23 protein-coding genes and 1 pseudogene are annotated in these 24,011 nt (G+C 70.0%); 7 read left to right on the top strand and 17 right to left on the bottom strand.

The features are described from left to right. Nucleotides 1-12: 12 nt before the first annotated feature. The 7 genes and pseudogenes from O7621_RS03800 to O7621_RS03775 all read right to left on the bottom strand — a co-directional run bounded on the left by O7621_RS03800 (nt 13) and on the right by O7621_RS03775 (nt 6,012). Complete coding sequence (locus O7621_RS03800) at nt 13-585, bottom strand: hypothetical protein (protein ID WP_282232744.1); 573 nt, start codon at nt 583-585, stop codon at nt 13-15. An 85-nt stretch (nt 586-670) separates the two neighbouring features. Continuing rightward, nucleotides 671-1,627, bottom strand: coding sequence for a hypothetical protein (locus O7621_RS03795; protein ID WP_282232743.1), 957 nt, complete (start codon nt 1,625-1,627; stop codon nt 671-673). Next, the gene (locus tag O7621_RS03790) at nt 1,624-2,205 is read right to left on the bottom strand and encodes a SigE family RNA polymerase sigma factor (protein WP_282232742.1); all 582 of its coding nucleotides are present in this window, start codon (nt 2,203-2,205) and stop codon (nt 1,624-1,626) included. Before O7621_RS03790 ends, O7621_RS03795 begins: the two co-directional genes overlap by 4 nt. 131 nt (nt 2,206-2,336) lie before the next feature. Next, entirely contained in the window at nt 2,337-3,794 is a 1,458-nt protein-coding gene (locus O7621_RS03785; RefSeq protein ID WP_282232741.1) for an IS701 family transposase, read from the bottom strand. A 406-nt stretch (nt 3,795-4,200) separates the two neighbouring features. After that, a pseudogene (locus O7621_RS29145) lies at nt 4,201-4,296 on the bottom strand (type II toxin-antitoxin system prevent-host-death family antitoxin); the annotation flags it as partial. Nucleotides 4,297-4,450: 154 nt separating this feature from the next. Further along, nucleotides 4,451-5,098, bottom strand: a complete 648-nt coding sequence (locus tag O7621_RS03780) for a hypothetical protein (protein ID WP_282232740.1) — start codon at nt 5,096-5,098, stop codon at nt 4,451-4,453. Then, nucleotides 5,095-6,012 carry a type 1 glutamine amidotransferase gene (locus tag O7621_RS03775; RefSeq protein WP_282232739.1) on the bottom strand — a complete coding sequence of 306 codons (918 nt, stop codon included), beginning with the start codon at nt 6,010-6,012 and terminating at the stop codon, nt 5,095-5,097. The genes O7621_RS03780 and O7621_RS03775 overlap by 4 nt, the downstream gene beginning before the upstream one ends. Before the next feature lie 104 nt (nt 6,013-6,116). Between O7621_RS03775 and O7621_RS03770 the strand changes: the two genes are divergently transcribed. From O7621_RS03770 to O7621_RS03750, 5 genes are all read left to right on the top strand, one after another. Further along, on the top strand, nt 6,117-7,475 hold the full coding sequence (locus O7621_RS03770) for a condensation domain-containing protein (RefSeq protein WP_282232738.1): 1,359 nt from the start codon (nt 6,117-6,119) through the stop codon (nt 7,473-7,475). A 75-nt stretch (nt 7,476-7,550) separates the two neighbouring features. After that, complete coding sequence (locus tag O7621_RS03765; RefSeq protein ID WP_282232737.1) at nt 7,551-8,678, top strand: LLM class flavin-dependent oxidoreductase; 1,128 nt, start codon at nt 7,551-7,553, stop codon at nt 8,676-8,678. Nucleotides 8,679-8,683: 5 nt separating this feature from the next. After that, entirely contained in the window at nt 8,684-9,349 is a 666-nt protein-coding gene (locus O7621_RS03760; protein WP_282232736.1) for an FMN reductase, read from the top strand. A gap of 97 nt (nt 9,350-9,446) precedes the next feature. Beyond that, nucleotides 9,447-11,063, top strand: a complete 1,617-nt coding sequence (locus O7621_RS03755; RefSeq protein WP_282232735.1) for a peptidase — start codon at nt 9,447-9,449, stop codon at nt 11,061-11,063. Nucleotides 11,064-11,378: 315 nt separating this feature from the next. Then, nucleotides 11,379-12,503 carry a serine hydrolase domain-containing protein gene (locus O7621_RS03750; RefSeq protein WP_282234445.1) on the top strand — a complete coding sequence of 375 codons (1,125 nt, stop codon included), beginning with the start codon at nt 11,379-11,381 and terminating at the stop codon, nt 12,501-12,503. Nucleotides 12,504-12,604: 101 nt separating this feature from the next. Here the strand turns inward: O7621_RS03750 and O7621_RS03745 are convergent, their stop codons facing one another. From O7621_RS03745 to O7621_RS03715, 7 genes are all read right to left on the bottom strand, one after another. Then, nucleotides 12,605-13,294 (bottom strand): 50S ribosomal protein L11 methyltransferase, encoded by a 690-nt coding sequence (locus O7621_RS03745; RefSeq protein ID WP_348775307.1) that lies wholly within the window; start codon nt 13,292-13,294, stop codon nt 12,605-12,607. Nucleotides 13,295-13,347: 53 nt separating this feature from the next. Further along, entirely contained in the window at nt 13,348-13,551 is a 204-nt protein-coding gene (locus tag O7621_RS03740; RefSeq protein WP_123604240.1) for a cold-shock protein, read from the bottom strand. A 238-nt stretch (nt 13,552-13,789) separates the two neighbouring features. Beyond that, nucleotides 13,790-16,750 carry a DUF5682 family protein gene (locus tag O7621_RS03735; RefSeq protein WP_282232733.1) on the bottom strand — a complete coding sequence of 987 codons (2,961 nt, stop codon included), beginning with the start codon at nt 16,748-16,750 and terminating at the stop codon, nt 13,790-13,792. An 11-nt stretch (nt 16,751-16,761) separates the two neighbouring features. Further along, nucleotides 16,762-17,877, bottom strand: a complete 1,116-nt coding sequence (locus O7621_RS03730; RefSeq protein ID WP_281552650.1) for an AAA family ATPase — start codon at nt 17,875-17,877, stop codon at nt 16,762-16,764. A gap of 51 nt (nt 17,878-17,928) precedes the next feature. Then, entirely contained in the window at nt 17,929-19,239 is a 1,311-nt protein-coding gene (locus O7621_RS03725) for a VWA domain-containing protein (RefSeq protein WP_282232732.1), read from the bottom strand. Then, the gene (locus O7621_RS03720; protein WP_282232731.1) at nt 19,236-20,660 is read right to left on the bottom strand and encodes a hypothetical protein; all 1,425 of its coding nucleotides are present in this window, start codon (nt 20,658-20,660) and stop codon (nt 19,236-19,238) included. Before O7621_RS03720 ends, O7621_RS03725 begins: the two co-directional genes overlap by 4 nt. Then, nucleotides 20,660-21,139 (bottom strand): hypothetical protein, encoded by a 480-nt coding sequence (locus tag O7621_RS03715; protein ID WP_282234444.1) that lies wholly within the window; start codon nt 21,137-21,139, stop codon nt 20,660-20,662. The genes O7621_RS03720 and O7621_RS03715 overlap by 1 nt, the downstream gene beginning before the upstream one ends. Nucleotides 21,140-21,385: 246 nt before the next feature. Between O7621_RS03715 and O7621_RS03710 the strand changes: the two genes are divergently transcribed. Both O7621_RS03710 and O7621_RS03705 read left to right on the top strand, forming a co-directional pair. Then, a complete protein-coding gene (locus tag O7621_RS03710; RefSeq protein ID WP_282232730.1) occupies nt 21,386-21,871 on the top strand; it encodes a helix-turn-helix domain-containing protein in 486 nt (161 codons plus the stop codon). Further along, complete coding sequence (locus O7621_RS03705; RefSeq protein WP_282232729.1) at nt 21,864-22,223, top strand: DUF4180 domain-containing protein; 360 nt, start codon at nt 21,864-21,866, stop codon at nt 22,221-22,223. The genes O7621_RS03710 and O7621_RS03705 overlap by 8 nt, the downstream gene beginning before the upstream one ends. Before the next feature lie 89 nt (nt 22,224-22,312). On the opposite strand, the gene O7621_RS03700 is transcribed toward O7621_RS03705, so the two are convergent. Genes O7621_RS03700 through O7621_RS03690 form a run of 3 tightly spaced genes read right to left on the bottom strand, consistent with a single transcriptional unit; the run spans nt 22,313 to nt 23,648 of the window. Beyond that, nucleotides 22,313-22,705, bottom strand: a complete 393-nt coding sequence (locus tag O7621_RS03700) for a hypothetical protein (RefSeq protein WP_282232728.1) — start codon at nt 22,703-22,705, stop codon at nt 22,313-22,315. A gap of 17 nt (nt 22,706-22,722) precedes the next feature. Then, complete coding sequence (locus O7621_RS03695; protein WP_282232727.1) at nt 22,723-23,391, bottom strand: hypothetical protein; 669 nt, start codon at nt 23,389-23,391, stop codon at nt 22,723-22,725. Beyond that, nucleotides 23,391-23,648, bottom strand: coding sequence for a hypothetical protein (locus O7621_RS03690; protein WP_282232726.1), 258 nt, complete (start codon nt 23,646-23,648; stop codon nt 23,391-23,393). Before O7621_RS03690 ends, O7621_RS03695 begins: the two co-directional genes overlap by 1 nt. Nucleotides 23,649-24,011 lie beyond the last annotated feature (363 nt).

The following is a 24,011-nucleotide window of genomic DNA, read 5'->3' as shown; positions in this document are numbered from 1 at the left end:
CCCGCGTCGGCGTCAGTCCAGCTGGGTCACGACGTTGCCGTCGGCGTCGTAGCCGACGACGGCGGTGATGTCGGAGAGGTCCATCCCGTCGCGCTCACCCCCGTTGCGAGGAAGCCAGACCGCGTAAGCGCCGATCTGGCGATTTCGAGTGGCGGGGAGTTGGTGTACGGCGGCCGTGGCGGTCTGGCCGAACATGGTCACGGATACGCTGGTCACGGCACCGCGTACAGGCCCGACCAGGATAATCTCCCGCTGCTGCGGGTCAAGTGGGGCGACGTACGGCATCGGCTTGGTGGGCAGCAGTGGTGGACCCACAGTGTCAAGAGCCTCCGGTGCCGGATCACAGAAGGCGAACTCGTTTTCCTTGCCCTCCCTGCGCTTACCGTCGACGCGGGCGACGCGCACGCAGAACGCGTCTTCGGCGAGCCAGGCGGCGGTCTCCCAACCCGGTACGCGGGCATCCAACACCACGGGCTGTCCGACGGTCGGGGCCGGCGGGGGCGTCTCAGGGGCGGGAGTAGCGTCAGCGCAGCCTTGCACAGCGAGTAGCCCGGCTACGACGGTCAGGATGATGCGGGCGCGCATGCCGACAGTATTGCGCATGTCTGAGAGATCTCCGGCTCGATGTCCCCGTGGCGGCCGATGACCGCCACGGGGACGTGGTGGGCGATCAGCAGAAGCAGGCGTATGTCCAGCCGATCCGATAGTTCATGTACACGATGGGTGTGCTCCATGGGAGTCGGACAGTGCTGGCGCCCGACGCGCTGCGGCTGTCGTTCTGGCCACCTGTGCTTGCGCCATGCCACTCCACCTTATGGAGTGTTTGGTTCCACGTCACATCCCAGCCGTCGTCGCAGAGCGGCACCTGGTATGAGAGCGAGATGATATGGGACAGGCCGATGGCGAAGCTGGCACAGTTGTTCCCGGATTGGTTGGCCGACGGGGATGCCTCGATGATCTCGGCGCCGCTACCTGACCAGGTAACCTGGCTGTACCCTTTCTGGAGTTCCTTACCACCGCCAAGCACACCGGTACCCCAGCCGTGCGCCGAACCGGAGCCTGCGCCGTACCAAGCATTGAGATCCGACGCGTCCACGTCGTACAGCTTGTAGCAGCCGGACCATTCAAAGTCGGGGTCAGGGTAGGAAGTCTCGCTGTAGACGCAACCGGAACTCACGATCGGCGGCTCGTTCATCGCGATGGAGCTGTTGCCCCGATGCGCCTGCCGCCGGGCTTCGGTCGGGCTGAAGCCGGCGGCAATCGCGTCAGCATAGACGCTGCGACCGGCAGCTGAGTAGGCGGCGGCGTCTGCAGTCGATGATCTGCCAAGGCCATGCGGGTCGATAACCTGCACGGCACGGTCATAGACGTGCCGGCCGTCGGCCGTGGTGATCGAGGCCCCAGGGCCATCGAAGATCACCTTCGCGCCAGCGGACGATACGATAGTGATGCCCTCCGTGTAGCGCAGGCGAACGGCCGAGCCGTCGTACAACGGCTCAGCGGAGATCAGGATCGGGCTCCAGACCTTCTCTCCGACGGCAGGTACAGCCTGTGCTGTTCCCGTCATCAGCATCGGAGCCGCCAAGACGACTGCAGCGACGGCGACGGCCTTGCATTGCATCCTCATCGACAGGTTCCTCCCCTGTAGTGCCTTGAGGGTGTTGCTGAGTACACGTGGCCGCAGGCGGTGCATGCTGCATGGGGCGGAGGCCGATTCTGCAGATGGTGACGCAGCGTCTCGAGGGCTCGCACCGTCTGGCTGGTGACGGTTCCCGGCGCGCACCCCAACGCTCGCGCAGTCTGTTCTACGCTGAGGTCGCGAAAGAAGCGCAGCGTCACGACGGTGCGCTGACGGGAGCCCAGGCGTCGTAACGCGGGCAGCAGTATCGAGCGGTCGTCAACTGAGGTGTGTGAATCCATAGCCTGGACGGCATCCGCCGCCACGGATAAGGGGACCTCGCGCTGCCAGCGCGACCGACGACGTTCGGTCAGGAAACTACGGACCATGGCGCGCCGGGCGTACGCCCCGAGCTCTGCGCGCCGCTCCAGTCGGTCCCAGCGTTGGTACACGTTCCAGAGCGCCACTTGGACGAGATCGTCGGCTTCGTGCCAGTCGCCGCAGATGTCGTAGGCCTCCCGGCGCAGCCAGCGCCGTATCACCCGGACGAATGCCTCAAACTCCACCACGCTCGCATCACTCGTCATCAGCAATCCCCCGTTCCCGTTGCCGTGATCATTTCGGGTGCAGCATCAGGAGGTCATCAAGGCGTGTATGCCTGTAGACCAAAATTTACCCAGGCAAGGCCAAGTGTACATCAATCAACATAAATGTGGCATCACGCGATCCCCTCGGTTCGGGTGTGCTGTTGCGGCTGGCCTGGAAAGTCGATCAAGTACGCGGACTCAAACTGGTGATCTTCCTGCCCTAGTAGGGCAGCCGTACTTCGTGACTTGATCATGTGAGTCTGGATCGGTAGTGGTACCAGCGGGCGCGGGCTTGATGGCGGCGGCGCCACCAGGACCAGCGGAGATGGTGTTCGAGGCTGTGCCAGGCTCTGGTCGCGAGGTTGTACAACCGTTTGATCTCGACCACGGTCAGCCGGGCGAGTCCGAGGTCGGCCGGTGGTGGTTCGCTGGGGTGGGTGGGTCGGGGTGGTGGCGTGGTCCCGGCCGCGGCGTCGGCGGCGGTGACCGCGCAGACGGCGAGCGCGGCCATGACCAGCACGATGTGCCGCATGATCGGGGTGTGGAGGCGGTTGGAGGAACTGGTCGAACCCGAAGTGGTCCTTGCCGAAGCCGTGGTCCTCCTCGATCGTCCACCGCCGGCCGGTCACCCTCACCAACGCGGTCAGGGTCGCCGGAAGACGCTCCGGTATCCAGCAGTAGAAGTACGCGAGGTCGTCGGGGTCAGCCAGGCTCCGGCGCACGAGCAGGTAGTGGCGGGGGCCGGCGGTGGCGATCCACGCCCACGCGTACCAGCGGTCGCCTTTGGAACCCGGCCCGCAGGACATGGTCTGCCAGGCGGTGTCGGTGGTCAGGGTCGCGGCCGCCGTGTCGGCGCGGATCTTCGTCTTCCAGCCGGGCAGGGTGATCCGGAACGGACACGGCACGCCGAGGCTGTAGCCGATTCCCCGGGTCTCGCAGGTGTCGCGTAGCCGCCGGTCCCGGCCGTAGACGGCGTCGGCGGTGCACCACCGCACGGGTACGCCGGCGTCGAGTGTCTCGGTGAGCAGGTCGGTGGCGAGTCGGGGTTTGGTCGCGAACTCGGTGTCGGCGGGGACGCCGGTGGCGGCGCGGCGGGCGTCGTCGTCGAGGTCGGCGGCGGGGATCCACAGGCGGGAGCCGACCAGGGCGTGGCCGGCGCGGGTGGCGTAGGTGGCGTTGACCAGGTTGACGGCGTTGGTGACCTTTCCCGCGCAGCCCACGTACTGGCGGGTCACGCCGCACGTGCCGGTGCCGGTCTTCTCCACCCCGCTCTCGTCGAAGATCAGCGTGTTGTCGCCGTCCGGGTCGGCCAGGCGTGCCACGGCGAAGTCACGGACCACGCCCATCGCCTTGTCGGTGTCCCAGACCGCGCGTTCGAGTAGCCGTTGCGTCCGGTCGGGGGTGGGGTCCCCGGCGTGTTCGGCGAGGGTCCAGCAGTTCTTGCGGGGCAGGTCGGCGATCAGGCCACGGACGTACTTGCCGGCCTGCCGTCGTGGTTCGACCCGGGCGAAACACGTACCGAGGTCTCCCATCAGCGTGGCGAGGTTCTCCTCGACCCGACCGGCCTCTACCATGGCCGCTGCGGCCACCTCGTGATCCTTCGTTGTCCACACAACACCGGACGATCATGCGGTGGCCGTCTCCGTCGCCGCACATCCTGTCCGTCCACACCCCACCGCACCGGTCAGGTCACGAAGTACGGCTGCCCTACTAGCCTGTGCCGACTTCGGCACAGGCCGGTCCGATGATCGACGACCTGGCGATTCGAAGACTTCGGCGTGCTGATCAGGAACTATGCGTTCCGGACTTCGGCTGCGCAGCAACCGTGCTGGCCTCGCAGGGACAGAGCCGGAGTCGGTTCCGGCCGGCCGGATCACGAGTTGAGGTGTGACGAAGAAGTGCGTAGGTCCTGTTCACGCGTTCTCGCGGCGCGCTGGACGTGGGTGGAGTGGATGTCGGGCCAGCATGCGTAGCTGTTGTAACCCACTGGCGGTCCTACCGGCCGCCACCGTGCAGTTCCTCAACAGCCTCGTTCAGCCGGCGGGCGTTGGCGGGGCTGGCCACCAGGTATGCCGTCTCGTCCAGCGACTCGTCTCTATGCCCCGATCTGGTCACGGTGGCCTCTCGATCGGGCCAGTTTACTGCGGCGGCCAGTTCCTGTTTGCCGGCCTCGACGGCCTGTTCGCCCCGGCTCGCTCGACATGGGCCGCGCGGATGTCGCACCAGCGTCGGTAATTGATCATTGCTACCCCTGGCTGGCGTCGTTTCCCGGTAGGAGGGCGGTGTAGGTGTCGCGGAGGGCGGTGAGACGGTCGCGGCGGAACCGGCCCGGTTCGCGGCGTCGCATCCGCTGCCCGACCTCGCTGGTGACGGTGTCGGGCGGCACCTCGTCGGCGTCGGCCGGGATGAACTTGAGCACCTCGTCGAGCGCGGCGACGGCCCGAGACAGGGCGGCCGCCGCACGCCGCCGCAACGGGTCGGCAGCATCCGGATCAACAGCGCCCGAATCGGCAGCGGCACCCGGGCCGGCGGCAGCAGCGTCGACCGGGGCAGGGGCGGCGGTGGCGAAGTCGGCGGGGACCAGGGCGGCGTACCGGTCGGCGACGGCAAGCCACTCGCCGGGGTCGATGAGTCGCGACGGCTCCGGGCCGCCGTACGAGAAGGTAGCGCCGGCCGGCGGGTGCACCGGCTCGGCGGGCAGCCGGAACAGGAACTCGCGTGCGGTGCCACAGCCGGCGCAGCTGCCCTGGTAGCGGGTGGCCAGGTCGCCATCGGCGAGCGCGACCACCTCGACTTGCGGCTCGAACTGCGTTTCAGCGCAGCCGCACGGATGCAGCTCGACGTAGAGGCGTGCTTCGGCGCTGCTGCGTGCCGCAGGCAGGACGGCGCTCACAACACACCACCGACCGCCGCCGGCACCCCGCCACCAGCACCAGCACCAGCGGCGACACCGACACCAGCATCGGTGGACGGCGTACCGGTCGGAGCGGTGTCGGGCCGGATGCCCGGGTGGACGTGGTACCGCAGCCAGTTGGCCATCAGCCGCCGCGAGGTCGCGACGATCTGCGCCTCACGGGCGTACAGGGTGGCGGTGAAGGCGTCGAGGTCGGCGTCGTCCGGGCCGATCCGGCCTTCGCGTACCAAAGCTCCGCGTCGGCTGCGGGCCAGCGCCGAAATGATGCTCGCGGTGATCTCGGGGTGGGCCTGGATCGTCCGTACGGTCGGGCCGATGGCCAGCGCCTCGTTGCGGTAGACCCGGCTGTACGCCAACTCGACGACCGCCCCCTCGGCGGCGCGCACCGGCACCTGCTCGACCACGTCGACGTGCGAGGTGAACAGGTCGAACTCGTCGGGCAGCCCGGCGAACAACGGGTCGCGCCGGCCGGCCGGGGTGAGCCGTACCGTGTCGATGCCGAACCGGCGGCCGTGCCCGCCGATCGCCGCCCGCCCGCCGACCGACTCGGCGCGGGCCTGATGCGACCAGCAGATGTGCAGCTCGGGTACGCCGGCCGCAGCGGCGGCGCGGAAGAACTCCTTGGTCCGGGTGATCCACGGCAGCTTCTCGTATGCGGAGTGTCCGGATCCGCCGCCGATGACCGCGTCGGCCTCGATGGTGTCGGGCAGTGGCTGACCGTCGGCGACGTCGATGGTGATGATCTGCGCCCGATCCAGTCCGGTGGCGGCGGCGATCCACTGCGGATAGCCGGTGAGGCCGAGGGCGGTCAGTGCGGCGCGTTCCTGGGTGTTGACGAAGAGCAGCCGGATCCGGTCCCGGATTTGGTGGGGCGCGCGCGTGTGGTGGGGCACCTGCCGGAGACTACCGCCCAGGTGGAGATCATCGGCCGATCGGTCGAGGGAAAGCGCTTGCTCGACCCTGTCGGGCGACAGCACATTCACTGATACTGGTCGACGTGGTGACCGAACTGTCGACCGTGGGCCGGCGTACGGTGTCGTTCGTCGCGCCGGATCCGGCGCGCACCGCCCCGATCACCTGGGGCCAGCGGGCACTGTGGATGGCACTCCGGCGGCACGGCACCAGCCAGACCATGTTCGCCCTGAAACGGCACGTCGCCGTGCCCCGCCGGGCACGCTCCGACCCGGAGCGGGTGTACGCGGCGATCGCCGCCCTGATGGTGCGGCACACCGCCTTACGTACCCGGTTGGAGCTGGCCGGCGACGAGCCTCGTCAACTGGTCGCCGACCGCGGCGAGCTGCCGGTGCTGGTGGTGCCGGCCGGATCGGCGGATCCGGTGGCGGTCGCACAGCGGGTCGCCGACGAGCTGGCGGCGGAGCCGTTCGCGCACGCCGACGACTGGCCGCAGCGCGTCGCGGTGGTGACCCGCGACGGCGTACCGCATCAGGTGGTGGTGGTGTTCAGCCACACCACGGTCGACTTCCGGTCGGCCGAGCTGGTGCTGCGCGACCTGCGGCTGCTGCTGGCCCGGGGCCGGATCGACAACGCACCCGGTCTGCAGTCGGCGGACGTCGCCGACCTGGAGCAGCGGGAGAGCCACCGGCGGCGGTCGGCGCGGGCGGCGGCGTACTGGGTGGAGGTGACCCGCCGGCTGTCGCGCGACACCCGGATGCCGCAGCGGGAGCCGGCCATCCCGCGTTTCCGGCGGGGTGTCCTGACCTCGGCGGCGGCGGACACCGCGACCAGGATGCTCGCCGTACGGCATCGGACGACCACCTCGACGGTGCTGCTCGCGGCGGCGGCGCTGGTGGTCGGCGAATGCTCCGGCAACGACCTGGTCGGCATGCACACGATGGTCAACAACCGGATGCTGGACGGCTACCCGGAGGCGATCGCCAAGCTGAACCAGTTGGCCCTGGTGCCGGTCGACCTGAGCGGTGACCGTCGGATGGCGTACCTGCTGCCCCGGGTGTGGCGGGCGGCGCTCGACGGGTACCGGCACGCCTACTACGACCCGCAGACGCTCAGCGACGCGTTCGGCGCGGCCGGCCTGCCGTACGCGACCGGGGTGAACCCGCACTGCTACCTCAACGACATCCGGCTGTCGGCGGACAGCGACCTGTTCGGCCGCGACGTCGACGAGGCGGCGGTACGCGGCGCGTCGGCCGGCACCACGTTCCGGCTCGCCGAGCGGATCGAGCGCTTCACCTGGCGTACCCGGATCGAGATCGTCGACCGCCCGGACGGGTTGGGGCTGGCACTCACCGCCGACACCACCTACTTCTCGACCGACGACATCGAGCGGTTCCTACGGGCGCTGGAGGCCCACCTCATCGACGGCGCGTTCGCGGAATAGTTGACGCAGCAACTATGTTTGGCCGGGTAGTCCGAGGGAATTCCAACCGGCCCTCGCCGCGAGGAGGAGCAGACCATGCAGTTCGGCGTCTTCAGCGTCGGTGACGTCACCGTCGACCCGACCAACGGTCGGGAGCCGACCGAGCGTGAGCGGATCAAGGCCATGGTCGCCATCGCGCTCAAGGCCGAAGAGGTCGGCCTGGACGTCTTCGCCACCGGCGAGCACCACAACCCGCCGTTCGTGCCGTCGTCGCCGACCACCATGCTCGGCTACGTCGCGGCGAAGACCGAGCGGCTGCTGCTGTCCACCGCGACCACGCTGATCACCACCAACGACCCGGTGAAGATCGCCGAGGACTACGCGATGCTGCAGCACCTCGCCGACGGCCGGGTCGACCTGATGATGGGGCGCGGCAACACCGGCCCCGTCTACCCGTGGTTCGGCCAGGACATCCGCAACGGTATCCCGCTGACCATCGAGAACTACGACCTGCTGCGCCGGCTGTGGCGCGAGGACGTCGTCAACTGGCAGGGCAAGTTCCGTACCCCGCTGCAGAGTTTCACCTCGACGCCGCGCCCGCTCGACGGCGTACCGCCGTTCGTCTGGCACGGCTCGATCCGCAGCCCGGAGGTCGCCGAGCAGGCCGCCTACTACGGCGACGGCTTCTTCGCCAACCACATCTTCTGGCCGAAGGAGCACACCCAGCGGATGGTCGGGCTCTACCGGGAGCGCTTCGCCCACTACGGCCACGGCTCCGCCGACCAGGCGATCGTCGGCCTCGGCGGGCAGGTGTTCATGCGCCGCAACTCGCAGGACGCGGTGCGCGAGTTCCGGCCGTACTTCGACAACGCCCCAGTCTACGGGCACGGTCCGTCGTTGGAGGACTTCAGCTCGCAGACGCCGCTGACCGTCGGCAGCCCGCAGCAGGTCATCGACCGTACGCTGACCTTCCGCGAGTACGTCGGCGACTACCAGCGGCAGCTGTTCCTGGTCGATCACGCCGGTCTGCCGTTGAAGACGGTGCTGGAGCAGTTGGACATGCTCGGCGAGGAGGTCGTGCCGGTGCTGCGGCGCGAGTTCGCGGTGGGCCGGCCGGTACACGTGCCGGACGCACCCACCCACGCCTCCCTGGTCGCCGCCGCGGACGGCAGCACAGCAGACAGTACGGCTGACGCGGACTCGGCCGCGCCGGCTTCGGTGTGACGGCGATGACCACGAGCACCGGCCGCCGTCGGCTGGCGGTCGTCACCGCCGGCGTACGGCAGCCGTCGACCAGCCGGCTGCTCGCCGACCAGCTCGCCGCGGCGGTCCGCGACGAGCTGGCCGGCCTCGGCGGGCAGCTGGAGACGACGGTGATCGAGGTACGCGACCACGCCCACGAGGTGGTCGACAACGCGCTGACCGGTTTCCCGGCACCGGCGTTGAAGCAGGCGTTGGACGCGGTGGCGGCCGCCGACGGACTGGTCGCGGTCAGCCCGGTGTTCAACGCCGCGTACAGCGGGCTGTTCAAGGCCTTCTTCGACGTACTGCCGGAGGGTGCGTTGCTCGACAAGCCGGTCCTGGTCGGTGCCACCGGCGGCACCGCCCGGCATTCGCTCACCTTGGAGCACGCCCTGCGGCCGATGTTCGCCTACCTGCGTGCGGTGGTGCTGCCGACCGCCGTCTTCGCCGGCCCCGAGGACTGGGCCGGGGAGAAGGTCGGCGACCAGGCCGCAGACAGCGGTGGCCAGGCCGGGGCGCTACGCGGGCGAATCTCCCGGGCCGGTCGGGAGCTGGCCGCCGAGATGCACCGCCGGGAGCCGGTACGGGTGGCCGACCCGTTCGCGTTGACCACCGACTTCGAGCAGCTGCGGAGTAGTTCGAAGCGCGGGTGAAATCTCGGACGCAATCTGGTCCCGGTGGCGGAATCGGGGTGGCAGACCTCGTGGACTGTCGATAGAGTCCGGCTCCTGTCCCGTCCACAGGAGAATCATGATGCTGAACGCAGCCGGCTGGCGCCGGTTCGGAGCCGGCACCCTGCTCGCCGGTGCCCTCGTCGTTGCCGCGGCCGCTCCGGCCGCCGCCCAGAACCCGGGGCCGGACCTGTTCGTCTCGTTCGACCGGGAGCCGGTCGCCGAGGTGGACAACTCCGGCGTCACCCTCGGCATGTACGTCTACAACTACGGCGATGCGCCGGCGAGCGACGTGACCATCGTCGTCGACGCCACCGGCGTCGACGACGCGGTGCAGCTGGCCGCGGGCTACCACCCCGGCTGCGAAATCGCCGACCGGGTCGTCAGCTGCGCGTACGGTGCCCTCGCCGCCGGATTGACCGATCACATCTACCCGGTGCGGCTGGTCAGCCGGGCCGGTGCCACGCCGGGTGACGCCGGCACCATGACCGTCACCATCAGCTCGGCCGAGCAGGACGCCAACCCGGCCAACAACACCGAGACCATCCCGGTGACCGTACTGGCCTCCGGCCCCGACCTGGTCGCCATGGTCGACGACATCAACAGCGCAGCGGATCCGGTCGGGCCGGGCGACACCGCCCCGCTGTACGCCGCAGTGCTCAACGAGGGTGACAGCACCGCCGACAGCTACACGATCGGGCTGGACCTGCCGACCGGAGTCGGCTTCGTCGACCAGTACACCGACTGTGACTACGTCTCCTACTGGCCGAACGACCCGAAGACGGAGGGGTACGCGTACGGCCCGAGTCGGGTCAGCTGCGCACTGACCATCCCGCTGGCGCCGGGGGAGACCCTGTTCCTCGTCGACGAGCAGGGCGAGTCGCTGTTCGACCTGTACTTCGGCAACAACCTGGCCGGTCCGGGTGAGACGAGTGGGTCGTTCGAGGTGCGGCTCGGCGGTGGCGGCGGGTCGCCGATGCGGGCGTCGACGGCAAGCGGGAAGTCGATCAACGAGGCGCTGGCGAAGGCCCAGTTGTCGGCCGGCCGTTCGGCGGCGGCGCTGCTCGAGGAGATTGACACTGAGGACAACGTCGACTACTTCGCCGTCCACACCAAGCCGAACACGTTCGACATCGCGGTGACGGCCGAGCCGGTGACCGGTGCGCCGGGCGAGACCGTCGACCTGACCTTCACCGTCGTCAACAACGGGCCGTCCGACGGCGGCGGTCCGGGTGTGACCGTCACCGCGCCGTCGGGCACCGTCCTGCTGCCGTCCGACTGGTGCCACACCGAGGGCGAGCCGGGCACCCGGCTGCCCGAGTCGCCGGCGCTGCGGTGCAACTTCGAGAGCCTCTTCCCGGCCACCGCGTCCGGCGGCGGGCGGATCACCCACACCCTCCAACTCAAGATCAAATCAACGCCGGGTACGGACGGGACGATCGTCGCCGAGAGCGTCGGGCCGTCGACCGAGTCCGACCCGTCGAACAACACCGTCGCCATCGTCTTCACCGGCGCGGGCGACGACCCGGACGGTGAACCGGGTGGCGGCGGGGCCGGGGACGGCGACGAACTGCCGATCACCGGCGCGTCGGTCGGAACGGTCGTCGGCGTCGGTGCGGTCGCGGTGGCGCTCGGCGTCGCGCTGCTGCTGACCGTACGGCGGCGGGCAACGGTGACCGTCTGCGCTCCAGAGTGAACACCGCCGGCTTCGGCTGGCGGGTTCCGGGTAGGACGGTCAGCCGACCGACGGCGGGCAGGAGGCCGGATCGTCCGCCAGCGGGAGCCGGCTCTCGCACCTGAGCACGATGCGTCACACCGGTTAGGCCGTCAACCTGTAAGTATGTCTAGCCTTTTCAGGACACTCCGGGTCGCCGCCACCAGCGTGACGTTGGTGGCGGCGATCGCCGTCGTGCCGGCTTCTGCCGCAGCACGACCCAGCCCGTCCGCCGGTCCGTCCGCCGGTGGATCCACGTCGGGCGGCTCGTCCGGCGGCGCTATCGACCGCGCCGAGCTGCAGTCCGTACTCGAGGACGTGCCGGAAGCCGGCGTACCCGGCGTCCTGGCCGCCGTCCGCGACGGCCGGCACGAGTGGCAGGCCGCCGCCGGCCACGCGTACGCCACCAAACCCCGCCCGATGCAGCCGTGGATGCGGCACCGGATCGGCAGCATCACCAAGACGTTCGTCGCCACCACGGTGCTCCTGCTGGTTGACGAAGGCCGGCTCGGGCTCGACGACCCGATCGGGCAGTGGCTGCCCGAGACGGTGCCCGGCGAGGTCGGCGAGCAGGTCACGGTACGGATGCTGCTCAACCACACCAGTGGCATCGGCAACTACACCAACGCCATGATCACCTCGAACGCCGCCATCAGCCAGATGCAGGTCACCACGTACCCGCCGGCGGATCTGGTTGCGACGGGCCTGGCGATGCCGCCGACCAACGCGCCCGGCGCGGCGTTCAGCTACTCCAACACCAACTACATCCTCGCCGGACTGCTGATCGAGGCGGTCACCGGCAACGATCCCGTTGCCGAGGTGCAGCGGCGTGTCCTGCGGCCGCTGCGGCTGACCGGCACCTACTTCCCCGGCGTCGACCCGACGATCCGCGGCCCGCACGGTGGCGCCTACTTCGCGTCGTACGGTGTGCGGGACCTCGGCGAGTTCAACATGAGCTGGGCGTGGACCGCCGGCGAGATGATCGCCACCACCGCCGACCTGAACACGTTCTACCGGGCGCTGCTCGGCGGTGAACTGCTCGACGCGGACACCCTCGACGAGATGCTCACCACGGTCCCGTTCGACCCGTCCGCACCGCAATTCGGCGGCTACGGGCTCGGTATCTACTCGGCGCCGCTGCCGTGCGGCGAGTTCTGGGGGCACGACGGCGCGGTGCTCGGCCACCTGACGATCTCGCTGCACAGCCGGGACGGCGCACGCCAGCTCTCCACCGGCATCAACCTCAGCCACTACGAGGTCGGGTTCCCGGACGCGCACCCGGTCGACATCGCCTGGCAGACACTGCTGCTGACCGCGCTCTGCCCGACCGACGCGTCGGCGAGCCGGTCCACCGGTGCGGCCCAGCTGCCACCCAGCGTCACCCGGCTGCCCGGCAACGCGGGGCCGGTACCGGTCGGATAGCCGTACGGCGACCGCTGGCCGTGGTCCCGGTTGCGCCGTCCGGCGCGCCGGGACCACGCGGCGGCCCTGCACCGCTTCCGCGCTCACTTGCTGACTTCAAGTCAGCGATGCGGCAGGAGGGTCAGTACCTGGGTACGGTCGAGCAACGAGTCCTCGGCAGCGCCTGCGTTCAGCTGGTGGTAGCTGACGACCGGTTCGAGCCGGTCGAAGGTGCAGTGGCCCCTGCCCGGGTCACCCACCAACACCTGCACGCCCCGGTCGGCGAGCCGGCTGAGGAACGGCAGCACCCGGGTGGCGAGTTCGGCGTTGTACAACGCGTCGCCGGCCAGCACCAGGTCCACCTCGGTCACGGTGCCGTCGAGCAGGTCGTCAACGGTGGTGGTGAGCCGGGCGTCGTTGACCACGGCGTTGAGCGCTATCGCCGTCGCGGCGTACGGATCGATGTCGTTGGCGGTGACCGTCGCGCCACCGGCCATCGCCGCCGCGATCGCGACCAGCCCGGAGCCGGAGGCGACATCGAGCACCCGCCGCCCGGCGACCAGGCCGGGGTTGTCGAGCAGGTAGCGGGCCAGTGCCTGGCCGCCGGCCCACGCCGAAGCCCAGTACGGCGGCGGTAGCCGCCGGCCGGCGGCGGCTTCCAACCGGGCCCAGAGCAGGGTCGGATCGTCGGCGAGGAACAGCTGGATCTCCGCCGCGAGCGGCACCCTGGTCAGTCGGAGCTGGTCCGCTCCGCCGCTGTCGGCGCCGGCGGCGTCGTCGAAGAGTTGCCGTTGCAGGGGATCCGGTGCCAGCCCGCCCTGGGACGACGCCGTCGACGGTCGCGTCCCGAGGGACGGGGACAACCTCAGATCACCCGGATGTTGGCCGCCTGCAGGCCCTTCTGGCCCTGCTCGACGTCGAACTCCACCCGCTGGTTCTCTTCGAGGGTACGGAAACCGCTGGACGCGATCGCGGTGAAGTGGGCAAAGACGTCAGCTTCTCCGCTGTCCTGGGTGATGAAGCCGAAACCCTTGTCAGCGTTGAACCACTTCACGGTGCCGATTGCCATGTCTGCTCCTAGCCGGTGACGGGTCCGCGACGTGCGGACCTCTGCTGCCGCACTCATCAATCTCCGTCCGGAGAGACCGGCAGAATCTGCCAATGCCCGGCTGCTGCCGGCTGCGATCAGGCAGACGGCATGAAGAAATCAACTGCAACGCGGCAAACCTAGCATGTCGAGGGGTACGAGTGGCCCGCCTCGCCGGTGCCGGCGGTACACCGCCGGCACCGGCGCCCCCGGACCACCGTCAGCCGGCGGCGGGGACCAGTCCGACGTGGGCGGCGATCCCGGAGGCGCTGGCCGGGAACCGCACCAGCAGGTCGGCCACCGCCGGATCCCCGGCGGCCGGTGGCGCGGCGACTGCGCCACCGACCGGATCGGCGGCGCAGTCCAGCAGGTCCGCCACCGCCACGGCGGCCAACGGGAACTCGGCCAGCAGCTCCGGTGCCGGCCCGGACATCGCGTACCGGGCAGCCTCCGCCGCAGGCGCCGTCCCGCCGCCGGGCATCCCGGTCTGCGTGGCGGTTGGGGCGGCCGCGGCCCAGGGCGGGGTCCAGGAGTCCAGCGCCGGCAGCGAGGCCGGGAAGGTTCGGCCGGCCTCTCGGACCAGGATCGGCACCAACTCGCCGGCCTGCTCGCGCAGCGTGGTGATCAGCATCGGCAGCCAGGGCAGCAGCACCGGGTCGGGCAGCTGACCGAACGCCGCCGACAGCACCTCCACCACGAACGGTGTCAACGTCGGCACCGGCTCCAACGCCTGCACGAACCCGCTCAGGTAGTGCGGGAACGTCCCGACGGTGAGCGGGCTGGCCAGCAGATCGGCGCACCGCTCGCGCAGCTCGGCCAGCGGCAGCTGACCGAGCTGGGACTGCGCCGCCCAGTGCAACGCGATCTTCGCCGGTGCCTCCGGATGAGACTGGCGGACCGCCAGCTCCAGCTGGGTCCGGTCGCAACCCAACGCCATGGCGACGCTCTCCATGGTCATCAGGAAGCCCAGCATCGCCGCCACCTGCCGCAGCCCGGTCTCGTCGTCGACGAACGCGGTCGGCAGCAGGGTGCAGTAATGGGCGTACCCGGTGCTGACGAAGTCCTGGCACCAGGCCGGCAGCTCCGGCTCACCGCTAGTGCGGTAGTACGCCAGCAGCTGCCGGATCCGCTGCAACACCTCCGGTGCCCCGTCGGCGGTGCGTTCGGCGGCGAGTAACTGCACGGCACGGGCGCCAAGCTCGTCGGTGAGCCGCCGGTTCTGCAGGAACAGCAGCGACTCCTCCACCGCGCCGAGGGCGTGCGCCGCCGTGGCCTGGGGATCCCAGGCCGCCCGGCGCAGCCGCTGCTCGAGCACCTGCTCGATGGTCACGCCCTCGTAGCCGAGCTCGATGATCGACCGCTGGTGGCGACCGATCGCGACGTCCCAGCTCTCCTGGACCGACTTTTCGCCGAGCCGCCGCTCGCCCATGATCGGCCGGACCACCTCCGGTGGCAGCAGCCGTCGCAGCATCCACAGCAGATCGGAGCAAGGTCGCAGCTCCGGCTGGCCGTGCAGGTCCAGCAGCGCCCGCTGGACGGTACGCCGCTTCGGGTCCAACCCGATGGGTGCCAGCCGGTCGTAGACGTCCCGGGCCAGCGGCGGCATCGCGTCGTAGCCGACCCGACCGATCCGGTCACCGCCGAACATGATCTCGCAGAGCCGGCGTACGTCGCGCCGGCCCGGCACCACGTCCTTCTCGATGCAGGTGACCGCGGCGTCGGCGAAGTCGTACGGGGTGGGCCGGCGCCGGTTGCGCATCCCGGCCAGCAGCACCGCCGTCTCGAAGATGGCGATCGCGTCGGCGGTGCTGGCCAGGTAGCCGTTGCGCCGGGCCAGCCGGACGATGTCGACCGACCAGCCGCGCAACTCGGCCTCGTCGAGCTCACCGGGCCGGCCCGGGGCGGCCAGGAAGCCGCTGAGTCGGTCGTCACCCGTAGCGTCGGCCGCCGTACCGTCGGTCGCTGGCGGCGCCGCCTTCTTCGGCTTGCGGGCCGAACTCTTGCGCCCACCCTGCTGCCCGGCCAGCCGGTACGGGGTGACCTTGCTGCCGGTCAGCGCCTTGCGCCAGGTGCTGGCGGCGATCGACACCGTGCCGCCGGCCAGCCCGAACTGTGCCTCGATCGCCGAGTGGCTGGACGGGATCAGCCCGTACCGCCACTTGGTGCCGGTCGGCGCGGTGATCTCGAACGGCGCGGTCGACCGGACGCCGAACTGCTCGACCCGGCTGGCGGCGTGGAACGCGCCGCAGACGTACAGGCAGTCGGCCGGGTCGGCACCGTAGGCGGCGAGGTGGTCGCGTATCCGGGTCCACATGTAGCGTTCCCGGTCCTCGTCGCGGTCGAGTCGCGCCGCGTCGCTCGGCCGCAGCCGCCGGAACAGGCTGCCGATCATGACCATGACCTGCCGGTACGTGTCGTGGTCGGCGCCGATCAGCGGCTGCTCGACGTACTGGTCCCACCACTCCGACCAGTGCCGCACCTTGCCGTGGTGCAGCAGGTACGCCTCCAACTCGGCGAACCCGGGGCGCAGGTCGCCGATGCCGACACCGACGGCGTCGCCGTGCAGCGCCTTCTCGTCGTCCTCGCCGGTTGCCTGGCCCTGCTGCTGACTCTGGCCCTGCTGCTGGTCCTGCCGTGCCGGTTCGTCGTCGCCGTCCGCCGGGGCGGCCGGGTCCGTCCGGTCGTCGGACTGCCACTGGAAGACGTGGTCGGTGGAGCGGTCCACCAGCAGCAGCTCCACCCCCGGCGTCTCCAGCGCGTACGCGATCGCCTGGTACTCGGCGGACGCCTCGGTGATCGGCGCGATCACGCTCAACGGACCGGCCCCGGCGGGGAAGCCGTCCAGGTCGCTGGCGAAGGCCTGCAACGCCACCGGCAGCTCGCAGTTGCGGAGCTCGATCAGCAGCGGCTGCAGGTCCTCGCACAGCTCCACATAGATCACCTTGGGCTGTTTGTCGCGCAGCCGGCGGACCATCGCCAGCGCCGACGACGGGGAGTGATGGCAGACCGGAAAGATTTCCAGCTCCTCGCCGAGCGCGTGGTCGACGTCGTCGACCAGGCCGGCGAGGATGTCGGTCAGCGCGTCGGGCGAGTCGGCGAACGCCGTCGCGGCGTCCGCCAACTGCTCCCGCAGCGCCCCGAACCGGCTGTCCGACGGCGCACCCGTGACGGGCTCGCTCATGACGGGCTCGCTCATGACAGGGTCGCGATGCTCTGCCGGCCGCCTTCGAGGAAGGCCGGCCACTCGCCACCGTCGGCCTTGCTGCGCGGCTCGATCACCCCGTGCCAGAACTTGTTCAGGATCGCCAGGTCCTCCGGGCTGCGCCGGGCCAGCGAACCGACCATGGAGCTGGCCAGGGTCTCGGCGCGCAGCGTCCGGTCACCGAAGAACTGGCTGTGCAGGATCGCGTCCTCCAGCACACCGATCTGCTCGGCGGTGGACAGCGCCGACTCCAGCTTCTCGTCGTCGCTGGTCGCCGACGCGGCGGCCTTACGCAGGTCGGCGAAGCTCTGCAGCAACACGTCCAGCAGGGTCGGTGGCACCTCCAGCTCGATCTGGTGGCGACGCAGCAGCTCGGTGGTGCGGAACCGGACGATCTCCGCTTCGCTGCGCCGGTTGGTGATCACCGGGATCCGGACGAAGTTGAACCGTCGCTTGAGCGCCGACGACAGATCGTTGACGCCCCGGTCCCGGCTGTTCGCGGTGGCGATGATGGAGAAACCGGGCTGCGCGAAGACGATGTTGTCCGAGTCCAGTTCGGGAATGGAGACGTACTTCTCGGACAGGATCGAGATCAGCGCGTCCTGCACGTCGCTGGTGGAGCGGGTCAGCTCCTCGAACCGGCCGATGACGCCCTGCTCCATCGCGGTCATGATCGGCGACGGGATCATCGACTGCCGGGACTGGCCCTTGGCGATGACCATCGACACGTTCCACGAGTACTTGATGTGGTCCTCGGTGGTGCCGGCGGTGCCCTGCACCACCAGGGTCGAGTTGCGGCAGATCGCGGCCGCGAGCAGTTCGGCCAGCCAGCTCTTGCCGGTGCCCGGGTCACCGATCAGCAGCAGCCCCCGGTCGGAGGCCAGGGTGACGATGCTGCGTTCGACGAAGCTGCGGTCACCGAACCACTTCTGCGGGACCTCCCGGTCGAGGCCGTCGGCGCGCTCGGAACCGAGGATGAACAGGCGCACCATCTTCGGGCTCAACCGCCACGAGTACGGCTTCGGGCTGTCGTCGATCGATTCGAGCCAGTCGAGCTCCTCGGCGTACTTGATCTCGGCGGGGGCGCGCAGCATCTCTGCGGTCATGGTGCGGTTTCTCCTAGTCGACGGTGCTCGTGTGGGGGAGTGGAAAAGGGGTCAGGTGAGGAAGTTCTTGAGCTCGACGACGAGCTTGCGGACGTGCCCGGACAGCACCGGGGTGCCCTGGTCCTTGAGCCGTTTCCGGAACCACGGGTTGACGCTCTGCTGGCCGCCGCTGGAGACCGAGCCGACCGGGATCAGCCTGGCTCCGCTGCGGTGCACCGCCTGCAGCCCGTCGAAGACCTCCTGCGACTTCCACTCGTAGAAGTCGGAGATCCACACCAGTACCGTGTTGCGCGGGTCGGCGATCTTCGGCCGGGCCAGCTCCAACGCGGCCGTGCCGTCGGTGCCGCCACCGAGCTGGGTGCGCAGCAGCACCTCGAACGGGTCGTGCACCCACGGCGTCAGGTCCAGCGCCCGGGTGTCGTACGCGACCAGATGCACGTCCACCTTGGGCAGCCCGGCGAAGATCGAGGCCAGGATGGTGCAGTTGACCATCGCGTCGACCATCGAGCCGGACTGGTCGACCACGACGATCATGCGGGCCGGGGTGGTCCGCTTCGCGGTCTGCTTGTAGTACAGCCGGTCGACGTAGAGCCGCTCGTCGGCCGGACTCCAGTTCGGCAGGTTCTTCCAGATGGTGCGGTTCAGGTCGAGGTTGCGGAACACCCGCTTCGGCGGGACCGACCGGTCGATGGTGCCGACGCTGGTCTGCTGCACCTGGGTCTTGAGCACCTCGGCGACCTCGTCGACGAACCGGCGGATCAGCGCCTTGGCGTTGGCCAGCGCCACCCCGGACAGGTTCGACTTGTCCCGCAGCAGCTGCTCGATCAGCGACATGCTCGGGGTGAGCTGGCGGGCCAGCGCCGGATCGGCCAGCACTTCGCGCAGCCGCATCCGGCGTACCAGGTCGGCTTCGATGGTGCCGAGCACCCCGTCGCGGCGCCCCGGCGTGGCACCGCAGGCCTGCTGGTACCAGCCGGCGTCGGCCTGCCAGCCGGCCAGCTGACCGGCCGACACGTCACCGCTGCCGGTGGCGAAGACGTTGAGCAGCAGCTTCGACGCCAGCGCCGCCCGGCGTACCTCGTCGGCCCCGACCTGCACCGACGCCTCGCCGGCGCTCTCGTCCTCAGCCGGCGGCACGAGCAGGCCGGGCAGCTCGTCGGCCAGTTCCGGGAACCGCTGCACGACGGTGTCGATGGAGACCGCCGGGTCGAGCAGCGCGGCCGGCAGCCCCAGCTCGTCGACCACCGCCATGCTGGTGCGTTCCAGCGCGGCCTGCTCCTGCCCGTCGAACAGCCGGGCCAGCAGCCGCCAGTAGAGCACCTGGCGCCGGTTCTCGTGATAGTTGATCATCGAATCGGTCATTTGCGCAGCAACCGTCCCGCCCGCTCCCGGAGCATCGCGACGCTGTCGCCGGAGCGGGCCACCGCCTTGGCGACCTTGGGGTCGGTCGGCCCCTGCGCCCAGTCGCCGGTGTGCAGGTCGACCTGCTTGCGCTTCACCGTCGCCTGCATGCCGATCGGCTGCACCGACCAGCCGGGGCCGGCCGCCGCGTCACCGTCCCAGCGCAGCAGTCCGATGCAGGCCGACGACTTGGCCAGCAGCTCGGCGGTGACCGGCCCGCAACCGGGCAGCCGGTCGACGTCGACGGTCACCCGGGTGCCGTCGACCTCGAAGCCGATCCCGGCGTCGTCGGTGACCACGGAGTAGCCCTCCAGCAGCACCGGCTCGGCGATGGCGACCGGGTGCCGGTCCAGCGGCGGTATGGCCGGGGCGAGCGCCTCACCGAGCTGCACCCGGGCGACGGCGAACGGGTCGGTCGGCTCGCCGGGTCGGGCCTGGTCGTCGCGCCAGAGCAGGTCGCCGCCGGGCAGCAGCGGCAGGTCGGTGACGTCCAGGCTGAGCCGGCCGGCCAGGGCGGCGAGCAGCACCGGATGGTCGGCGAGCAGCTGCCACACCACCGGGCCGACGATCGTGTCGACCTTGGCGGCGGACACGTTGACCCGGACCAGCCGGGACCGGTCGGCGTCGCCGGCACCGCCGGCGGCCTCCAGCACCGCGTGCACCTGCAGCTGTACGGCGGTGGCGTGCTCCTGCACGTCGGCGCCGACGATCAGCAGTCGGCCGGATACCGTCTCCGGCGCTGCCGGCCCGCCCTGCGGGCTGGTCAACAGCATGGCGCGGGTCCACAGGTCGGCCCAGCGGCGCGCCGGAATCCGCTCCATGGTGGCCACCGGGCTGGTGTAGCGCAGCTCGTTGGCGAGCCCGTCGAGCAGCACCGCGATCCGGCGTCGGGCCGGGTCGGCGAGCAGCGCGGTCAGTGCCTGCTGGCTGGCCGACACCAGATCGTGGTCGACGTTGCGCCAGCCGGCGAGGGCCAGCTCGGCCAGCCAGGAACGGGCCGCCAACAGTCGTCCGTCGGCCGGGGCGGCGGCCGTGGCCGGTGCCGACCACTGCGCCCGGTCGCGGCCGAGCGTGCCGTCGAGCCGGTCCCGCAGCGCGTCGTGCACCGCGCCCACCACCGCCGTACGGGCGGCGGCCAGCAGCAGCAACTGCTCCTCGCCGACCGAGCCGGCGGTCACCTTGTCGACGGCTTCGGCCGCCGCCGCGCCGAGCGGGGTGGCCGAGACCGCGCCGGCCAGCTCGGCCAGGGCCGCCGTACCCTTCGGGTCGAGTCGGCCGAAGCCGCCGGTCATCGCCTGGTCGAACCGGTCGACCACGGCGAGTGCCTCGGCGACCCCGGCCGGTACGCCGTCGCGCAGGTCGTCGAGCTGTGCCCCGCGCATCAGCGGGCCCCCGCCCCGGCCGGGAACCAGCTCAACTCGGGCAGCGGCTCGACCGCCCCCGGCAGGTCCAGATAGGACAGGTGGTGCAGGAACCGGCTGAACACGGCCGCCGCCGGCGACGCGCCGGCGAGGGTGGTCCGGCCGATCGCCCAGAAGATCTCGCTGCCGTTGGTCACCTCGTCGTTGGTCTCCAGCCGCAGGAAGCGGGCGACCCGGTCGCCGCCGTACTGCACGATGGCCTCGTCGGCGAGCGCGGTCAGGTGGTTGCACGCGTAGTCGCCGCCGCGCAGCCCGCCGCACGGCCGGTTGTTGTTGGTGCTGCAGCTGACCTCGTAGCTGCCGGCGGCGACCGACGACACGTACACCCGCCCGATGTCCGAGCCGCTGGACACGACGCCCTGCAGGCGTCCGTCGGCCATCTCGACGAAGGGGACCTTCGCCAGCTTGCGGGGTCGTGCGGTGGGCACCACCCGTACCATGCTTCGCCGCTGCCAGGCGGCGTCGTCCGCGTCCACTGGGTTGCCCTCCAGGGGTGTCGACCGCAGCCGTCGTCAGCCGTCATCTCAGACGGCGGGCTGCGGACCGGTGATCCGTACCCGAGAAGTTGTATCGCCCCGGTGCGACAAACCGGGGTGGCGGGCGGTGACCGGTCCGGATCGTGGTCGGTGGCCGACCGATGCGCTAAACTTCCCTGTCGTACATCAAATAGATGCTGATGGGGAAGAATGGCGAAGTCTTGGCTGTCGGTGGAGGAAGTCGCAGCGCAGCTTGACCTGCACGTGCGTACGGTGCGTAGTTACATCCGGGACGGACGGCTGCCGGCCGTACGGATCGGCAAGCAGTACCGGATCGCACCGGCCGACTTGGACGCGTTCACCGGCCGCCCGGCCGGGGCCGCCGGCTCCGCCGAGCCGGCCGACCCGGTGGTCGAGGTCTCCGCGGTGGTCGACATCGACGGCTTGACGTCCGCCGACGCCGACCGGCTGAGCACCCTGCTGGTCGCCGGGGCGCAGGGCGGCAGCCGGGCATCGGCCGCGCCGCCGCTGCGGCTGCAGACCGGGTACGACCCGGCGCGAGACCGGCTGAAGATCGTCGTCTTCGGTGGCCCGGACGCGGTCGCGGAGATCCTGTCCACGATCGACGCGGTGACGCGCGCGGGCAGCGGAATGTTCCGGACGGACAACAGAGACGGGGTACGCGGTGATGGCTGACGAGATCGTCGAACTGGCCGGCGTACCGGTGCTGGTCTGCGCCGCCGACGGGCCGACAATCGCCAGTGAGCAGGATGCGCTGGATGTGATCGGCCAGACGTTCGCCGGTGCCGAGATCGTCGCGATCCCGGTCACGCGGCTGGATGAACGCTTCTTCGCGCTGCGCAGCGGGCTGGCCGGCGGCATCATGCAGAAGTTCGTCAACTACCGGCTGCGGCTGGTCGTGGTCGGCGACATCACCGGCCACACCGCCGGCAGTACGGCACTGCGTGACCTGGTCGTCGAGTCGAACCGGGGCAACCAGGTCTGGTTCGTCGACGACCTCGACACCCTCGCCGCCCGCCTCACCTGAGCCGGGCGATCGGATGCGCCTGGTCTGACGCATCCTCAGCGTGTCAAGTCGAACAGCCGCTGTGGATCATCAGCAGGCGAGGGTGGCGACTACATGTACTGAGCGGCGGTCTCCTCGACTTCGCGGATGAACTCCTCCAGCTCAACCTCGGTCCACTGTCGGTCTTGCAGCAGTGTGCCGAGCACGGCGATCTGCATCGAGAAGGCGGTCTCCGCATCGATGTCGTCGATCAGGTCCGGCTCGCCGAGGGCTGCCCGGATCATGCCTTCCATCGCCAGGGCAGAGAACTGCTCGCCTTCCTGGTAGCGCTTCCTCGTATCAGCCACGAAGGAGGCAACCCCCCGAAGATCGTCTGACGAGCCGAACCTGCGGTTGACGGCGAGCGCGAACGCCGCTCCGATGGTCTGGCTGCCCCCGGCCCAGCCGATCCGGTTGAGCTCGGTGAGGTGTCGATCAACTGAGCCCCAGTCCTGTCTGGCCATCGCCCGGATGAGGTCACTCAGCTCTTGTCTTGCGACCATTTCTTTCGCAACCTCGCTATCTGCCTGCTGGCTATCTGGCCTGTCCTGTGGATTGCGATACCCGCTACGAGACCGACGACGACCAGATTGCCAACGGCGTCGGCGGCGTCGATGCGGGTCGGTGTGGCGGGGACGATCGATGGAGACGAGGTGCCCGCCGACTGCGTGCCGCCACTACCGGCTGGCGTACGGATCACCTGCGCGACCTTCTCCGCCATCTCGCCCATGGTCTTGGCGCTGTCCTGGACGTCGTCTGACTTGCGGGCAAGCTTACCGAGGAAGCCACCAACGTTGCGCTGTGCCTCGGAGCGCTTGGTGGTGTCGGCGAGGAGTTCATCGCCGGTCGGGCCGGTGAGCGTTGGTTCGGTGGGTGCCGAGCCGGGGGCGATACGGTTGGCGTAGGCGTTGAGGTGGCCGACGGCCTCCATGAGCAGGCGGGCGACCTTTCCGGCCTTGTCTGCGGCGGTCTCCCACTCGGTGGTCGCGTTGGTGACAGCGTGCGCCGATGCGCCAGCGCTCGCGGCGGAGAGGACCTGGTGCGCGTCGGTCATTTCCTGCTGGGCGCGCAGGGCTGTCACTGCGGCCGAGCTGAGGCCGGTGGATGCCCGAGTGAGCTGGGCGATGACCTCGGCGACCGTCCCGGACATTACAAACCCGTGCGGTACGTCTCGACCAGTTCGGTGCCGGCGTCCAGTCGGGCGATCGTCAACTTGATCTCGCGGAGCGCGGACGTGGCCTTGTTCAGGGCGTCGGTCGCCCGTTCGTGGTTGCTGCCCTGGCAGGTGTAGGTCGCCAACTCCAGGGCCTCGCCCGCTGCCGCAGCCGCCTGTTGCAAGGTGTTCCTGCTGCTGCGGGCGCTCTCCAGGCCCCTGCCCAGCTGAGCCTTGACCTCGTCGACGCTCACCGAGCCGGCCTCCCCGGTCGCGGAGCAGCCTCGCCTGAAGGTCGCTCACGTTCGTCAGGTACGTCCGACCATAGTTGACAAGCTACGGACCTGCGACCCTGAGTGACGGGTATCCGTCACCTGCGCCAACAGCCGCTGCGATTCCCGACGCTCGTTGTCAATGTACCGGCCCTGCCGAGGTGGATCCGGCCAAGCGCACCCCGCCGAGTTCGGGCCACGTCCGGCGGCGGGAGTGTCTCGCAAGTGTCAAGATCACGTATGCTCTCATGCCGCGATCCGAGCGTTACAATGCGTAACGAGTGCACAGCGACGATCGCGGGTGGTCGCGCCGATGAGCGGATACTGACCTTTCCCTGCATCGAC

Source organism: Solwaraspora sp. WMMD937 (genome assembly GCF_029581175.1).
Taxonomy (GTDB): domain Bacteria; phylum Actinomycetota; class Actinomycetes; order Mycobacteriales; family Micromonosporaceae; genus Micromonospora_E.
Note: the sequence above shows the minus strand (reverse complement) of the source record. Positions and strands in the feature narration are given on the sequence as shown.

What these genes read in the sequence shown, in the direction of transcription:
- O7621_RS03795 (WP_282232743.1), bottom strand. Translation starts at nt 1,627, where the DNA reads ATGAGGATGCAATGCAAGGCCGTCGCCGTCGCTGCAGTCGTCTTGGCG.
- O7621_RS03700 (WP_282232728.1), bottom strand. Translation starts at nt 22,705, where the DNA reads ATGGCCAGACAGGACTGGGGCTCAGTTGATCGACACCTCACCGAGCTC.
- O7621_RS03735 (WP_282232733.1), bottom strand. Translation starts at nt 16,750, where the DNA reads ATGAGCGAGCCCGTCACGGGTGCGCCGTCGGACAGCCGGTTCGGGGCG.
- O7621_RS03695 (WP_282232727.1), bottom strand. Translation starts at nt 23,391, where the DNA reads ATGTCCGGGACGGTCGCCGAGGTCATCGCCCAGCTCACTCGGGCATCC.
- O7621_RS03715 (WP_282234444.1), bottom strand. Translation starts at nt 21,139, where the DNA reads ATGGTACGGGTGGTGCCCACCGCACGACCCCGCAAGCTGGCGAAGGTC.
- O7621_RS03720 (WP_282232731.1), bottom strand. Translation starts at nt 20,660, where the DNA reads ATGCGCGGGGCACAGCTCGACGACCTGCGCGACGGCGTACCGGCCGGG.
- O7621_RS03760 (WP_282232736.1), top strand. Translation starts at nt 8,684, where the DNA reads ATGACCACGAGCACCGGCCGCCGTCGGCTGGCGGTCGTCACCGCCGGC.
- O7621_RS03765 (WP_282232737.1), top strand. Translation starts at nt 7,551, where the DNA reads ATGCAGTTCGGCGTCTTCAGCGTCGGTGACGTCACCGTCGACCCGACC.
- O7621_RS03705 (WP_282232729.1), top strand. Translation starts at nt 21,864, where the DNA reads ATGGCTGACGAGATCGTCGAACTGGCCGGCGTACCGGTGCTGGTCTGC.
- O7621_RS03710 (WP_282232730.1), top strand. Translation starts at nt 21,386, where the DNA reads ATGGCGAAGTCTTGGCTGTCGGTGGAGGAAGTCGCAGCGCAGCTTGAC.
- O7621_RS03755 (WP_282232735.1), top strand. Translation starts at nt 9,447, where the DNA reads ATGATGCTGAACGCAGCCGGCTGGCGCCGGTTCGGAGCCGGCACCCTG.
- O7621_RS03790 (WP_282232742.1), bottom strand. Translation starts at nt 2,205, where the DNA reads ATGACGAGTGATGCGAGCGTGGTGGAGTTTGAGGCATTCGTCCGGGTG.
- O7621_RS03730 (WP_281552650.1), bottom strand. Translation starts at nt 17,877, where the DNA reads ATGACCGCAGAGATGCTGCGCGCCCCCGCCGAGATCAAGTACGCCGAG.
- O7621_RS03800 (WP_282232744.1), bottom strand. Translation starts at nt 585, where the DNA reads ATGCGCGCCCGCATCATCCTGACCGTCGTAGCCGGGCTACTCGCTGTG.
- O7621_RS03740 (WP_123604240.1), bottom strand. Translation starts at nt 13,551, where the DNA reads ATGGCAATCGGCACCGTGAAGTGGTTCAACGCTGACAAGGGTTTCGGC.
- O7621_RS03725 (WP_282232732.1), bottom strand. Translation starts at nt 19,239, where the DNA reads ATGACCGATTCGATGATCAACTATCACGAGAACCGGCGCCAGGTGCTC.